This is a genomic window from Allobosea sp. 10N428 (genome assembly GCF_056394545.1).
The window spans coordinates 1-15,203 of sequence record NZ_JBFTIC010000011.1 but is presented as its reverse complement, the minus strand read 5'-3'; the positions used below and the strand labels follow the sequence as shown (position 1 = coordinate 15,203).

At 62.2% G+C, this 15,203-nt stretch carries 12 protein-coding genes; 2 read left to right on the top strand and 10 right to left on the bottom strand.

Going from position 1 to position 15,203, the window contains the following annotated elements:
* Positions 1–362 precede the first annotated feature (362 nt).
* Positions 363–650, bottom strand: coding sequence for a BrnA antitoxin family protein (locus AC1DDA_RS24110; protein ID WP_476797700.1), 288 nt, complete (start codon positions 648–650; stop codon positions 363–365).
* Between the two features lie 220 nt (positions 651–870).
* Between AC1DDA_RS24110 and AC1DDA_RS24105 the strand changes: the two genes are divergently transcribed.
* Positions 871–1,482: a DUF3800 domain-containing protein gene (locus AC1DDA_RS24105; protein ID WP_476797699.1), complete on the top strand. Its 612-nt coding sequence runs from the start codon at positions 871–873 to the stop codon at positions 1,480–1,482.
* A 185-nt stretch (positions 1,483–1,667) separates the two neighbouring features.
* On the opposite strand, the gene AC1DDA_RS24100 is transcribed toward AC1DDA_RS24105, so the two are convergent.
* From AC1DDA_RS24100 to AC1DDA_RS24060, 9 genes are all read right to left on the bottom strand, one after another.
* Positions 1,668–2,189: a DUF4411 family protein gene (locus AC1DDA_RS24100; RefSeq protein WP_476797698.1), complete on the bottom strand. Its 522-nt coding sequence runs from the start codon at positions 2,187–2,189 to the stop codon at positions 1,668–1,670.
* Positions 2,186–3,379: an ImmA/IrrE family metallo-endopeptidase gene (locus AC1DDA_RS24095; protein WP_476797697.1), complete on the bottom strand. Its 1,194-nt coding sequence runs from the start codon at positions 3,377–3,379 to the stop codon at positions 2,186–2,188. Before AC1DDA_RS24095 ends, AC1DDA_RS24100 begins: the two co-directional genes overlap by 4 nt.
* Before the next feature lie 120 nt (positions 3,380–3,499).
* A complete protein-coding gene (locus tag AC1DDA_RS24090) occupies positions 3,500–4,240 on the bottom strand; it encodes a hypothetical protein (protein ID WP_476797696.1) in 741 nt (246 codons plus the stop codon).
* On the bottom strand, positions 4,206–4,583 hold the full coding sequence (locus AC1DDA_RS24085) for a hypothetical protein (protein WP_476797695.1): 378 nt from the start codon (positions 4,581–4,583) through the stop codon (positions 4,206–4,208). The genes AC1DDA_RS24090 and AC1DDA_RS24085 overlap by 35 nt, the downstream gene beginning before the upstream one ends.
* Before the next feature lie 1,500 nt (positions 4,584–6,083).
* Positions 6,084–7,253: a helix-turn-helix domain-containing protein gene (locus AC1DDA_RS24080; RefSeq protein ID WP_476797694.1), complete on the bottom strand. Its 1,170-nt coding sequence runs from the start codon at positions 7,251–7,253 to the stop codon at positions 6,084–6,086.
* Between the two features lie 255 nt (positions 7,254–7,508).
* Positions 7,509–10,649: a UvrD-helicase domain-containing protein gene (locus AC1DDA_RS24075; RefSeq protein WP_476797693.1), complete on the bottom strand. Its 3,141-nt coding sequence runs from the start codon at positions 10,647–10,649 to the stop codon at positions 7,509–7,511.
* Complete coding sequence (locus AC1DDA_RS24070) at positions 10,649–13,333, bottom strand: PD-(D/E)XK nuclease family protein (protein WP_476797692.1); 2,685 nt, start codon at positions 13,331–13,333, stop codon at positions 10,649–10,651. The genes AC1DDA_RS24075 and AC1DDA_RS24070 overlap by 1 nt, the downstream gene beginning before the upstream one ends.
* Before the next feature lie 83 nt (positions 13,334–13,416).
* The gene (locus AC1DDA_RS24065; protein WP_476797691.1) at positions 13,417–13,614 is read right to left on the bottom strand and encodes a hypothetical protein; all 198 of its coding nucleotides are present in this window, start codon (positions 13,612–13,614) and stop codon (positions 13,417–13,419) included.
* Positions 13,615–13,727: 113 nt separating this feature from the next.
* Positions 13,728–13,916, bottom strand: coding sequence for a hypothetical protein (locus AC1DDA_RS24060; RefSeq protein ID WP_336532362.1), 189 nt, complete (start codon positions 13,914–13,916; stop codon positions 13,728–13,730).
* A gap of 138 nt (positions 13,917–14,054) precedes the next feature.
* Between AC1DDA_RS24060 and AC1DDA_RS24055 the strand changes: the two genes are divergently transcribed.
* Positions 14,055–14,951, top strand: a complete 897-nt coding sequence (locus tag AC1DDA_RS24055) for a BrxR family helix-turn-helix transcriptional regulator (RefSeq protein WP_476797690.1) — start codon at positions 14,055–14,057, stop codon at positions 14,949–14,951.
* Positions 14,952–15,203 lie beyond the last annotated feature (252 nt).

The following is a 15,203-nucleotide window of genomic DNA, read 5'->3' as shown; positions in this document are numbered from 1 at the left end:
TAATCATGAGGTCCGAAGGCACAACCCGCGAAGGCCGGTTGCTGCTGCCCCTCCAGGCTTGAGCACCGTCCGCCACAGTTCCGGCCGGACGGAGGATGCCCGGCGCAGGAAGGCCGAAGCCGACCAGCTGCGCACCGACCTGCTTACCAGCGGCGAGTTGATCGAAGAGACGGCTCTGTCCCGGAACGCTTATTTCTTTCTCGACCACGGCGGACGCGGGGACCGTGAAGGCGTGGGCCGCGGCAAATCTAGGCGCGCGGAAAGCTCAGATCGACAAGAGCGAGGCATTCGACGGCTTGATGCAGATCGAATGCAACAGCTTCAGCCAGTAGCCCCGCCGCCCTTCGCCTGCGCCCGGCCAATCAGCCGTCGTTGGGCGAGTTGATTTCGTCCGGCTTCAAGCCCTCATCTGTAGCAAGGGGCGTAGCCTGGCGCAGGATGGCGTTGATACGGTCCTGCCAGCCGGGCCCGCCGTCTTGGAAATACGCCAGCACCTCGCAATCGATCCGGAGCGTGACCATCTCTTTCGCGCCGGGCAGGACAGTGCGCTTTTCAAGAGGGGCGGCGGGCGCGACCTTCGGCGCGGCGAACAACGCCTCTGCCAGGTCGCGGGCGCTCGTCGGGCGGCGGGGCGTGCGGTCGTTGCTCATTCTTGTTCCCCTCTTGCCATGGCCAGCTCGATCACCGCGCGCATCATCGTGGAGCCTCCTGAATCGCGGAGGCAGCACACGACGGCGGCGGCGCGGCGTCAATGGATGCCAACCGCGTTCTCTCATTGTGGAACTGTGGGTAACCTGTGGACAAGGTGGAAAAGGCGGCTAAGTCCGCGCCGCACCTTGCGCTGCGGTTGCAGTCCGACCACCACAGGACATGCTGATTTTCATCGACGAGTCGGGCGACGCCGGCTTCAAGCTGACCAAGGGTTCCTCGCCGCACTTCGTCGTGGCGATGGTTGCGTTTCAAGATCGCGAGCAGGCAATACGCGCCGGGACAGCGATTGACGACTTGGCGGCACGCTTGCGCTTCCGGCAGGAGTTCAAGTTTTCGAAGAGCCGCTCGGAGGTACGGGACGAATTCTTCCGGACGGTGCTGCCATTCGACTTTTGCGTTCGTTCCGTGGTCGTGCGGAAAGAGCTAATATACAGCGCGCATCTCCGGACGGACAAAGAGGCATTCTACAGCTTCTTCGTGAAATCGATGCTGACCTTCGACAATGGGCTCCTTGCCCAGGCCAAGGTCGTTATCGACGGCAGCGGCGAGCGAGCCTTCCGCCAGGAGCTTGGCAGTTATCTCAGGCGCTACACCGGCCCCGGCGCGGTAAACAAGATCACATTCTCCGATTCGAGCCGAGATCGTCTGGTGCAACTCGCCGATATGTGCGCCGGGGCCATTGGCCGGGCTCAACGGAAGGACCGCGACGATGCCCGCCGATGGCTGGAGGTTTTGGGGCCAAAGATCCAGAATATCTGGCATTTTCGCTAGGAGAGGTGCGACCCGCCTGCCTAGACCAGCGATTGCTGGCCACGCACGCCATCCGGCGACAATTCGGCAAGGCGGGGCGACTTTGCAGCTTCAATGTTGTGTGCGCCGCGTTAATGTCAAGTTAACTTTTGCCGGACCCCAGTCGGTTCCAGGAAGACGAGACGGCCGGCGCAAGCGTTTTCGGATTACGAAAATATGTCGCCCTGATCACCGCCCCTACTCGGCGGCTTGCGGCCGCCCATCATCCAACTTTCGGCCCGGATGAAGTCCAGCAGGCTGATGCATTCGACCCTATAGGCCGTGCAGACCGTGGGGATTTTGGGCTTCGCTTCGGTGCCTTGGCCCTCTTCCGTGACGACGATGGCGGCGCGCAGCTTGGCGAGGCTAATGACGAACGGGTCGGCAGAGGAGGCACGCTTCCGCTCGGCCACCAAACGCTCGTGACTGGCAAGGATGCGGGCGACGTGATTGACGGTGTCCTGGTCGTTCGGGATCATGATCGGCCCGGCTTCTAGCAACCAGGCTGCAAGGTCTTTCGATCGCTTGTCGAGCTCGTGAGCGACCTCTTCGGGGCAGATGAGCCGGCCCTCCTCGATGATAGCGGCGACGCCGGCCCATAGCTGTGGAAACACGTCGATAGGGTAGCGCTCATCCCAGGCTGCTATCAGGGCGCTCGTGTCGATGCAGTAGAGCGCCTTCCTCGTCATGCTGCGCGGAACGCCTGTTTCTCTACTGCGGCGATATGCTTAGCCTGGACGTTAAGATAGGCGGCCGCGTCGTTCATCGTGATCCGCCGCTCGCGGTAGCTGGAGAGGACGAGCCGCGCAAAGCTCTTGCCGTAGCGGCCAACTTGCGTCAGGTGCGGCGGCGGCCCGAACCGTTCGCCGGAAACGGATTCGTCGAGCTGCTGATACTCGGCCTCGAAAGCCTTGCGTTTGTGCAGGTAGAACCGCTGAGCAGCAAAGCCCAGCTTCACCATGCGCAAGAGCACGGCTTCCCTGCTCGCCCCGAACTGCTCGGACGCCGCATCCAATTCGGCATCGCTCCACGCCGCTCCAGCGCTCTTGCCGCGCGTCTGGGCAATCTGCCGAGCCTGCGCCAAGGGCATGAGGACTGCGGCGGCAACGGCGTTGCAGAAGCGCTCTATCTTGCGTTCCGCAGCCGGCAGCCACGGCCCCGGCTGGACTGCATTCTCGACAACCGCCGTGCCGAGCAACAGATGCGCAAATTCATGCAACAGAGTGAAGGCTCGGCCGGCCGTCCTGTCGCGACCGTTCACGGCGACGATCGGCAGTTTGTCGAAGGGAACCGCAAACCCGCGGACCTCGCGCACCTTCGGCGCCTGGTTTCCGCCCATGACAAAAACTAGCACGCCCTTCGCCTCGATCAGGTCGCGCCAGTAAGCGAAGGCTTGCGCCTTGCGAGCCGCTTTGGACTGGTCGGCAAAATCGGCGCCGAGGAATTCTCGAACGCGCTTGGCCACGGCCTCGACATCGTCCGTCAGCGCCGCGCGCATGGAAAAACGCTCGCTCTCGCCAGCGCTGTCGTCGAGCAGATCGAGAGCAATCTCGCGCCGCTCCTGGGCTTGTCGAATTTCGAAGGTCACGCGAGGCGGCATCGCACCGCCGGCAAGCTCATCAACACGCCGGAAGTCACGCAGCGGCTGGAAATCGCGTGGAGGCTTCGGCAACAGCATTACCGCGAGCGGCCGGCGATACTTGGTCGCGAGAGCGCGGAGCTGCGACAGGGTCGGCTTAGCCTCGCCCTGTTCCCACGCCTCGAGCCGTTCAGGAGCCACGCCAGCGGCCTTCGCAGCCTCGTCCAGTCCGATGGACGCGGTTCGGCGAGCCCAGGCGAGCAGGGAGGCTTCTACCGGCGCTATCACTCTCTCAGCCATGGGGACCCAACGTGCGGATAGGATTGCAGTGCCATCCTGCAGCAGATTCTACAATAAGACCTTGCGCCAAACGGGGCGGGCTCGGGCAGCCTGGGCCATGTCCCCTCCGCTCAATCTGCGTCAAGGCGCTCCAGGCGGGGAGGGACTCACAACGCCGTAAAACTTCCAAAACAACACGACTGCAGCCGTAAGAGCGGGAAGAATAGTTAGGGCCAGGACCAGCGGCCACGCCTTCATAAAGATGCCCATTCGCTGCATCCCGGTCTGCTCAGCTTCGATGAGCTTGGAAAGGTAGTCCTCGATCATCGGATCTCGCATCGCGGCGGCCACGTTCCGTCGCATGGAGAGGGAAAGAATGATCATTTTCGTCAGTTCGAAAGCAACAAATACGACGATTGAGAAAAGCAATAGCGCTGCCACGGAGGCGATCTCCATGGGGGATACGATCGCTTTCACATTCGACCAGATTGTAAAGATGGCGGCATAGCCAGCAATGACAATGACGTTGACGTACGTTGCTGCGTCCTTGAAGGAGCGGCCCTGAATTTCGCCGATGATCTTCTGATTGTCGCGAAGCTTGTTGTTGATGCGGGTTTGCTGATCTTCAAGCGCGTCGAGGGGGCTTTCAGCAGGAGGGGGAGTGGTCGCCGGGCGGTCGTAGCTACAGCCGAGAAGCAGTTGCACACCATCGGCCTCGGCATCAGGCGGCGCGAATTTTCTCCAGTTGACAAGAAGAACCGGATGCTTGGAAAGCGCGAGCATGTCCTGAGGAGAGGGCGGGACCTCAAAATCGAAAATGCCGACTTCGACCGGCTGGCTGTTTGGCTCAACCCAGACCAATACCCTCGTTCTGATAGACATGCGCCGCCCCCGTAGCCTCTGCGCCGCAATCTGGACGAGAGCCGGCTTTCAACGCAAGCGAGAGCATCGCCCCAGAGAGCGGCGCTTGCTCGAAACTGCGAATAAGGGCATCGTGGTCAGCGGGTGTCGAAACCCTGACCGAGATAGGCAGACCGCCGGTTGGCGCCGGAAGCTCTGCTGATTGCGAGAAGTGCCTTGGCGGGCGCTTGTCGCGTTGAGCATCGCCTTGGCGGGCGTCCGTCCACAGGCACCCCATCACGAAGAAGCGCGTGATGTTCACTCCGCCATCGGGGTGGAGCGCGCCGGGATCGGAGAGCTTGGGCGTGAGCGAGATGATCGCCACTTTCCAGTCGGCAAATCCCGGGATTGGCGCGTCGGCGATGCCGACGAGAACCGTGACGCCGCGGCGGCGCAGATCGACAACCGCGGCCAGGATGTCATCGCAGAGTGCACGCCGACGGATCGGCTCGCCCGTAGACGGGCTCAGGCCCCAGTGCGAAGGACGCCAAGTCTAGCCACTCCCGCAGGCCCGTCACCTGCTCGGCGTAGGCGGCCCCTTCCTCGGGGCGGTGGATGTAACAGGCCTGGGTGGCTGCGATCATTCTAATCTGGCGGTGGGTTTCGAACGGGCGCACCTCGACCTGCTGGAGATTCCGAGCTGATCGACCATCTGCGTGGCCGCCCCACCCCTGGGGATTGGCAGGCGGGGCGCTGAGCAGACACCGGCTTCGTAACCGAGCGCCTGAGCGATTCGGTCGAGGCTTTCGGTGCTGACCGGCTCAGCGCGATCGACGTCCTCGACCGTGGACATGCTGACGCGTGCGAAGTCGGCGAGCGTGTCTTGCTTCCACTGTCTTAGCCCGCGTGCCATGCGCACGACCATCGCGACAACCTCTACTGGTGGCGTGGCGGCGACGCTCTGAGCCGGCGGCGGCATTGTGGCGATACGGCGATGAGGTCTTTCGGGTTCATGGTCACTCCCCGCGTTGGACGACTGTGAGAGTGACGCCATTCGCTTGATTAAAGGAGGCCGAAAAACCTTCAGCACTCAACAGGCGAGCCCCATCATTTACGCTGGGGTGTAAACAATCGGCATCCCCGAAAGCGGACGTTCCCAGCGTCAGCTATGGTCCTATAACGCCGGTTGGCTCCCCAGGGCCGGTATGGCGCAGTACGGTGCGCCATTCGTTCTGCCCGGCTACCCTCCCAACGAAAACAGTGACTGACTGTCTCAGACGCTCTAAGGATTAATAGGTCCGTTCATTAGAATGGGTGGATCCCCAGCGCAAAGAAATTGAGTTCAGCAACGATTCAGTTGCATGGGCCGGTCGCTCGGGAAAACGGTCCTAGAGGATCCCCAAGACAAAATTTCTACGAACCTGTTCGAGCCATCCCTGTGAATATTGCGTCGGCAGGTTGCCCGCCGATGGATGATTGAGGTGACTTAACAGGCTCTCAAGCGAGATTAAGCGGTTGGCCGCCTTTTGGCTGCACCCAAACTTCATACTCGCGCGATCTGGTCCGCATAGGACCCAAGCATCCGATCGTCCGAGGGCGTGAGCCCAGAGTTCTCGCTCTCCATCGTGAAGGCCGGTGCCTCCCGCCAGGGCCACTTCGGCGAGTTGCAGGCTGGTTGGTGAATGGATTTCGTGAAACTGGCTGCGTAACGTTGGCTCATCGACGTATTCGGCCATTTTCAGGGCGTGGCCACCCGTTTGGAACTCAACGATACACCTGTCGACGGTCTCCAACCGGAACGCCCCTGCGATCGCTCGCCAGCATCCGTTCGAATGACAGGCGAGGATCGCGTTAGTGTCCAAAAGGACTGGAGTTAGCCGAGTGATCAAGCCTGCGAAGGCTCCAGAGTTGCCTGCCCGCCTAATTCAACTGGGCGAGGCAATCCGTATGTCTCACACAGCTCACCGATAAGCTGTTGATCCAGTCCCAATAGCGCAGCCGCCCGTCGCCCCGACAAGTTGCCTTGCTCGACTCCGGAAGCGATCGTTGCGATGAATCGCTTGCTGAACAGCGGGGGCAGTTCCTGCGAGCCATTCCCGTCCACGCGGGACTGCATCGCAGCGACCAAATCCCCTTCCTTGAGGCCATTCAGTTCGGGAGCGCGGCCTGAATTGACCAGTCGCCACTTAAGGGCACGACTCGACACACCGAGGAAAGCTGCCGCTTCCACCAGCCATTGAGCCTGCCCCCCCCGCGGCTTACCGATCAAATCCAAGCTCCGCGGCGGCATAAGCAGCGCCGCTGCGAAATTATCCGCCAACTGCTCGATACGCTGATCGCGCTTGGCATTGTGGGATTTCGGCTTTGTGGGAATGTCCCAGCTCTGCACCGATGATTCTACGTGAGCTGGCTTGATCTCATTCCAGGTCAGGATATGAAACAGCTCATGCGCCAAATCAGAGTTGCGCCGCGCAAAGCTCTCCTGGCGGTTAATGAGGACCGCACTGAGCTCCGGTAGTTGGCACGCAGCACCAGAAATTCCGGGCTCGGCATCGACCATGAGCACCAAGATGTCGAGCTGATCCTCCATGACCTCGGCAAGCTTGAAGGCCGGCGTATCGCCAAGTTCCAGCTGCTCCGCAACGCGCTCGCCAACCGCAGCAGCATCCTCGAATGAGCTAGCATAGGTCAGCCGCGTATTTGGCAGCAGTTTGGGCTGCCGGCTTCGAAGCTCGTTCAGTTCTCGATATGCACCGATCCACTCCCCCGCCTTGCTCTCGAAGGCATCGAGCCGCTCTCTTGGAACCTGATGCTGGCGCCAAGAAAACGAGCTTTTGCCCATGAGCAGGAATGGGTTGGTCAGACGCTCCAGCGTCTCGCCAAAGTGGTCTAGAATCGCGACGAGCTCCGACGCCGTTAAACGCCGTGTGCCAGTTTCGATCTGCGAAACGATCTGACGGCTGTTTAACCCGAGGAGCGTCGCGAGCTCATCCTGCCGCATCCCCTTGCCTTCGCGAAGGGCTTTGACCCGTTGGCCAATGTGGATGTCGTTCATAGCTGCCATACCGACGTGCAGATAATCTTGCGCAACCAAACTTGCAAGGAAGCCTTGCGTTCCGCGTCATGTTCCATATCCGTGACCAGCGGTCAATCTCATTAAAAATCCAACATACTTTCAATAATTTATGCCGGCACCTAATTTGAGACGCTTTTCCTCAGCCTGACTGGGAAGCCTCGCATGGTCCCGATGTGTCATCGTGGCTAGAGGCATATCTCGACCCAAAATCCACGCTTGCGGCAGACCGAGATATTATACGCGAGCCACACGTATGAGGGTTCCGACAATCGGCATATGTACGAACAGCTCTCCGCAGGAACGCTGCGATGCCGCCTCGACCGCCTCCGCGTAAAGCCCAATCTGTGGAGCATGCTGAAGCGCTCGCGTCTCCCAGAGATCCGCCCGCCCCGGGAAGCTCTTGTGGTCGACGATCGCTGACGTCGAGCCCGTTTCAATCAGCAGGTCAATCCGTCCCTGAACGAGTTGCTGGCCGATCCGTGCCGAAACTGGCGCCTCTCGCCGTAGAACCGCGCCGGGCCAACGCGAGGCCAGTACGCCGTGAAGGCGATCTGAAGCTGTCAACGCATCGCGCGCATTGAAACCAGCCACGCCCCAACGGTCGAGCGTGGCCCGAGCATCGGCAAGCCGAATGGCTGGCTCCCGCGCAGGATCGTCGTAAGCCAGGATTGCGTGCAGGGCCTCGCCGAGTGTGGCCATGTTCGAAACCCCATCAATCGGCAGACGGCCGCCTAGATCGATGCGCTCCGCTACAGACCACGCGTCACCCGTTGACGCGCTCGGGCGTAAATAGAGCGGCGCCGCTGCCGCGCTATCGTTCGCCCTTGGTCGAATGAAGGTCGGAACAGGAAAGCGCTCATCATCAGCGTTGCTTGCTGCCAAAGGCCGAATATCGGCCGCGAACGTGTACGCACCGACATCGATCTGACCGTTGTCCTCGGACGGCGGCCTCAGGTGAGGACCGGCATCGGACGTGTCGAACACTTTGAGCCAATTTAGCGGCGCCTTCGCCGATGGCGCGAACAGGAGATAGTCCCGGGCCCGGGTGACGCCGACATAGAGAAGGCGCGTTTCCTCGTTCACTGCCCGTTGCCCGGCAGTCTGCCCATAGGTCGAGTTGGAAGCGGTTACCTCCAGCGTGCTCCCCTGCCCCGCGAGGCCATACGGCCAGGGCCAGTACCGGATCCAACGACCGCGAAGTGGTTCGCTCCAGTCGATTGTCCCTTCCATCTCGGCCACCGGCTCGAACAAGCGAGACCGCGGCTCAAAATGCAGACCAGTCAGCACCGTCATCGGCCATTCCAGGCCTTTGGCGCCATGATAAGTCATGACTTGGATGGCATCCGCCGCGAGACTTGGCGGCCGCTTCGGATCTGCGCTCAGGACCGCAAGCAACAAGCCTTGAAGGGTTGCCGATGAGCCCGAAGCGATGCATTCGGCCTGATAGTCAGCCGCGAAGCCGCGTAGCGCCTCGAGGTCGTCGAGCCGAATGGCATGGTCGCCCCATGCTTCGATACGACCGATCACCTCCGGGAGCGCTAGGACGGCATCGACCAGCTCGGCAGGCGTCAGGTTCAGGACCTGCGCTCGCAGCGCCTCCAGCGCTTCTGCCACCGGTACAAGCGCTCGCAGGGCCGAGTCCGGCGCATCATCTGCCGCGGCTTCCAGCCACGTTGCCGATTCAGGATCATCGGCAAAGAAGCGTGCCATTTCCGCCAAGCCGAGCCGGTCGCCAGGGTCGGCAACCCAGCGGCAGGCCGCTAGCACGAACTCTACGTGCGGTGTTCTCGCCAGGCCCGATCGCTCGACGGCGACAGGTAGACCAGCGCGGCTCAGTGCGGTCGCAAAGCGCGAAACATCCGTATTGCTCCGGCACAGGATCGCGATGTCGCCAACGCCCAGCGTCCTGTGTTCGTCATCCTCCAGGCCAACCAGCCAGCTATCGGCATCCTCGAGGGCAGCCTTGATGCCCTCGGCCAAAGCCTGCGCCTGCTCCTCCACCTTGCCGATCAACGGCCACCAAGCCAGCGGATGGCGATCGAAGCCTACGTCGGAACGGGCAGCCCCGGAAAAAGCGTGCCGCGAAGCCGGTAGTCCCATTCGTTCGAATGACGGTCCAAACAACGCATTCGCGAATTCAATGATCCCCGGCCGGCTGCGCCAGGAAACCGACAGGACGTCTTCGTTGTCATCGCCCGCGCCGGCAAATGCCGCTTGGGTCAGCTCTGTGTCGGCGCCGCGAAACCCATAAATTGCTTGCTTTGGATCACCGACCCAAGTGCTCTCCTCCGCTATGTCGCCCAGCGCTTTGAACAGCGCGACCTGAAGCGGGCTCGAATCCTGAAACTCATCCACGAACACCCGTTCGATGCGTTCGCGAACCCGTTCCGCCAAGATCGGGTTCGTAAGCACTTTCAGCGCAAGCGCCTCCTGGTCAGTGAAATCGACCAGGCCCCGCTCGGCCTTCCAGTGCTGATAGGCCTCCAGGGCGTCGGCGGCGCAGGTGAAGATGGTCCCAATGAAGAGTTCGGCATCCTCGCGCAGACGAGGATGGCTCGAATGTTGACCTGCCCGAGCCATCACATCTGCCAAGGCAACCTCATAGGCCTTGCCATCCTTGGTCGGAGCGCATTTAAGCCTCGTCAGCTTCGCCCACTGCGACCATGACATCGGCTCGCCGCGGCTCACGCGCTGGTGAACCGATCGTAGCACCTCGGCGTCAGGACGCCCGCTTGTGCTCGGATTGGCCGGGCAAAGATCAACCGCACGTGCAATCGCGGCAACCAGGCCGGCATCGAGCGCTTCGCTGGTCGATGTCGCCTGAGGCAGTAGCTCCAGAAAGCTTTCGATCGAACGCTCCGCCGAGTGGCGAAGCTCGTCCGGGCCGATACCGTTGGCCCGCGCCAGGGTCACGATCGAGCGCACCGTCTTCCGCCAGTCCGGCCTTTCCTTGTGCGGCGGACGAGGATCATTGTCGCCGAACAGGTCCGCAATCCTGTTCAGGATTGGCGCGTGTGCGGCGATCGCAACATCAGCCGCTATCGAGAAGCTGAGCGCCTCGTTTGTCTCTCCGATGACTGCGGTTGCGGGCGAACGTCCCAGATCGAGCGCGAACTCGCCGACGATCTGACCGCAGACGGCATTCACGGTGCCGAAGCGGGCACCGAGCAGGCGAGCCGCCGCCTCATGCTGTCCTCGACGAAACAGCTCGGCGCGGGCCCGCTCCACGAGCTCATCCGCCGCCTTGATGGTGAAGGTCGTTGCCAGAATGCTTTCCGGCGAGCGCTTCGACACTTCATTGGCGATATCGCCAACGATGCGCGTCGTCTTGCCCGCGCCTGCCGCCGCGGTGATGGCCTGAAGCTTCCCCGGCATCACACCATCTCCACATGAACACGGCATAGGCCGGTGAGCTCACAGAACTGACAGGGCTTCTCCGCCGCCGGGAAGCCCAGCTCGACCGGACGCTGCTCCGCGGCTCCCTCGACACCGGCGGCGAGTAAGGTCCCGTTTTGAGTGAGTTCCCGCCAGGCCGACCAATCGGACTCCACCAGTCGCAGCGTCTCGGCATTGTCGCGCGCACTCTCCAGGGGCTGGTTCGCCAAATTCGAGCCTTGACCCGCCAGCACGCGGCGCTGGCGCAGGAGGAAATAAGCCCCATCCGCCCCGACGCCGCCTTCACCGCCGAGTGCGTGATAGATCGCGAGCTGCACCGCGTCGCCATCGACGATCTCTTTTCGGTAGCGCCGCTCGGACCGCGTCCACTTCAAATCCAAGATCGCCGGGCGGCCCCCCTGACGCAAGGCAAGGTCGATGCGGCCCTGCAGAGCGAGATTCCCGACAACCCCCTCGCGGTCGAGTTCGGTTCCGACAATCTCCAGCCCGCGTTCATGCATGAGTCGCACGAGAGCTTCGAGCGCGGCAGGAACCAGGTCCCGCGCTGTCGCAAGCTCTCCTGCGAACTCCGGCCGCTGCAGTGGCGCGGCCATTTGCGGCAGCAGCTCTTCGAATAAGAGCCCTGCAGCCGCACGAACCGTCGCTTCCGGCGGAGGCGCGCCCGGCCTCAGCAGGCGGCGGGCAATCTCATGCGCCACATTGCCGAACAGCTGATCGGGCCCGGGGATCTCGGCGAATTTGCCCGGACGAAGGCCGATGACATCCTGTAGCATCCAGGCCATTTGGCAGGTGAGCAGCCGCCTCAGCGATGAGGCACTCTCACGCCGCGCCTCCAAACGCCGAAGAGCCTGCTCCGGCACGTCCCACGCCGCACGGCCCAAGGGAGGGCTTGTCGTTTGCTTCTCCTGTCGAACCAGCCGGCGCCTGGCGAGCAAAACGTCAGGTTCGCGCAACAGGCGCTCGGCACGGACGAGCACTTCCGTGCTTGCATCCTTCAGGATCGGCCGCAGCTGATGGGAGAGGGGATGCGCAATCGTCTGCTCGCTCCTGGCCAGCGCCGGCCGAACCAGGATCGTCTGATCGGAAACCCGCTGCAGCACCTGCGAGTAGCGCGCGGTGATCTGGCTGGCCGTGACTGCCGGCTCCTCCAGATGCACTCCCTCCTTCATCAGGCTCGCTAGTTCCGCGCGACTCCAAGGCAATAACACCGGGCGCTCGCCCGGTCCTGTGAAACTCCACCAGATCAGCCGGGGGACTTCGCCCCAAATCGAGCCTGGCGCCTGAACGCTGCGCAGTTCGCCAGCTTCGGGACCGTGCGCCGGATTGCGAACGCCATCCGCCAGAACCTGTCCGATGATCCGCTCCAGCAGCAACGCCGGCACCCGGTCCAGCTCAAGGCGCTCGACCGCCTCGACGAGCACACCCGCGGCGCCAGCTACCGCCAGCAGCAGCGAATCTCCCGCGCCGGCGTCGACCTCAACCGCCCAGGCCGCGACCCTGCCGGCGATCTGTCGAACCTCATCCACGGGCATGCCATCGACGCGATCGAAGCGCCCTCCGAGCGTCCAGCTACGCCATTTTTCCACCAAGGCCAGCGCCTTCGCGGGAGCCCGCGGACCGTCGTCGACGCACATCACCTCGGCCCGTGCCCGGATGTCACCCCAGGCCAATTGCCAGGCACGCCCGTCCAGACCCGGCTCAGAGGTCAGCGCACGCGCGAGCCGCGCAGCCGCAAACCGCGGCATGGGCGGCCGCGGCAACATCAACAGGCTCAGCAAGGCCTTCGCATCCAATGGCCGCCAAGCCGCAGCAAATGCCATCGGCAGCAGCTGCAGCGCCCCTCGCCACGGCGACGGGCGGGAAAGCCCCAAGGCCGGCAGACCACGCGACTGAAGGGCCTTGTCCAGCAGCGCGGTATCTCCGTCAGCCGAGAGAATGACGGTCTCGCCCATCTCCTCTGCTGGCGCCGCGGCGAGCCAATCGGCAATGGCCTCAGCCGCCATCAGCTCGGTGTCGGCCTCCAACATGACAAAGCTGCCGTCACCCGCAAGAGGCTCAATCTCGCCACCCGACAGGGCCGACTGCACACGCCGCAAGTCCGTTCCGTCCACCCCGGACGAACGAGACGGCCGCTCTTCAATAGAGACGCCGGCTGTCTCCAGCGCATCAACCAGGCCAGCCCATTGCCGCGGCAATGCCTCCCTAGCCTCCAGAAGGATGAGGCTCGTAACCCTGAGCCCCGGACGGGTCGCAACGGCTGCGGTTACCGTCGCCGCGCGGTCAACAAGACCAGGAGGAAGCGCTGAACCGGCGGCTTCGGCGGCAGCGAGATCATCGATGCGGGAGGAGCCGATCGGACCAGTAGTCCAGCCGCCGGCGACGAGCGCATCGCGCCACATCAGAACCGCCGCAGCCGTCGACCAGGCATCCTTCGAAAATGATTCGCGCCAGAAACGAGACGTGCCTCCAGCAGAACGCAGCTTGCTCAGATAGGCCGCGATGCGGGTCGCTCGCGAGGCAACCGGGCCGAGCAGGCCAATTTGAACCTCTAGCGTCGCGACCAGACCGGCGGGTCCCACAACAGCGACATCGAGGCCCCCGATCGGCGTTGCCGTATCCGGGTAGGTTCGCCCATCCGCCTGAAGGCCAAAGTAAAGCTGCAACTTACCCCCACTCCATCGTCTGGCCGTCTTTCGCGACCCGATAAACCGTTGCCGCTGGGCTCAGCACATGACGTGCCGGTCCGCTAGTCGATCCGCCTCACCCGCACAGCCTTGGGCATGCCCTCGACTAGCATCATGTTCCTCTCGACCATGACGCTCGGGCGATATTTGTACTGATAGCGATAGTAGTATTGCTCTTGGCGCCACACCGACCCGTCCACGAGCTTGACGACGGTATCTCCGCTCCAGCCCGTCCAGCTGCCTTCAATCCTCGATTTCATGTTCGCACCCTTGGAACGAAGAACGAAATCACCTGAGATCGTCGGCGATCGCTGCGTTTAACGCCCGACCGCCGACTTCTCCTGCCATTGACCCGCGTCGCTCGGAGAAGCGATCACGAGTTCTTGGTGTCACGGCCATCCGGCTCCCGCGCGATCCCCTTGAACTTGCCCGGGGTTTGCTTGACCTCCATGAACTCGCCATTGCGCTCGTTGCGCTTCTGGAAGAGCCCATCCGAACGCTGCAACTGGGTACGACCCGTCACCGCGCCATGCCGGAAACCTTTTCCTGAATTCGTGGCCATTGCCATTCACCTCTTTCTCGTTGGGGACCCACGCTTTGCCTTGCTCATCGCGGCAAAACAACGGATCGTGAATCAGACCCGCATTGACATTATAGGGGTATAAACTCGATACGGGTCAAGAGTTGATAGGGGTTGAAAATGAGCGAAGCAAGCGACCGTCCCTCATGGACGCATCAGCGGCGCATGGAATTCCTTGAATGGAAGATGTTTTGGGAAGGCCGTGTCATCCGCAGTGACCTTGAGGACACCTTCGATATTTCGACTCCGCAAGCGTCCGTCGATCTGCGGCGCTATCGTGAGATCGCGCCGGAGAATATGGAACAGACCGCTCGCGGCTATCGTCCAGCGGCGAAGTTCCTTCCGCACTTCCTCAGGCCTTCAGCCGAACGTCTGCTCTTGCAACTGCGCGCCTTTCTAGCGGACGTCATTCCGCGCACGGACATATGGTTCAAAGATATTCCCGACGTCGCAATCGCGCCGGACATCGCGCGTGACCTCGCGGCGGATTGCTTGCGCTCGATCTTGCGGGTGATGCGCGATCGGCAAGCCATTGAGGTTCGCTATCAATCTCTGACCAGTTCACGCCGGCGTGTGATCGCGCCCCATGCGCTGGCCTATGATGGATTTCGATGGCACGTCCGCGCTTGGTGCTGCGAGAATCGAGAGTTCCGGGACTTCGTTCTCTCCAGGATGGACGAATTTGGTGCGGTATCGAGTGTGGAGTACGATCCCGCGGACGATGCCGCCTGGCATACTAAGGTCGTGCTGCATCTACGACCTCACAGCGGCCTCTCCGATCAGCAGCGAAGCGCCATCGAAAAGGACTTCGGGATGAGCGCTGGTTGGCGAGATGTAGAGGTGCCCGCGTGTTTGGCCTATTATTTCATTAGGCGGCTCAACCTGGACTTGCCGACCACTGAAAAACTCACTCCGGAGCGCCTCCAGATCGAGCTGGAGAACCTCGACGAGGTCTGTGAGCAGATTGATCAAGCCAAGGCTCGCACCAAAACTCTCATCGCCAAGCGGTTTCCGTAGAGGGCGTGCCCGCGGTGACACGCGCTGGTCGTCGTAGATTACACTCCAGCTTACTGCTGCGCCCGACCCACGCATGCCCTCAGGGGCAGGAATGGGTCTGACCTGAGACCCTTTTCTCCTCCGGTCTGAGAGAGAGTCCTGAGTTTCGTTTCTGGCCTCATGCGGCCTGTTTTTCCAGCGTGGATTTGAGGGCGAACTCGGCGGGCGTGATGTTGCCGAGGGCCGAGTGGGGTCTGTGGCGGTTGTGGTTGT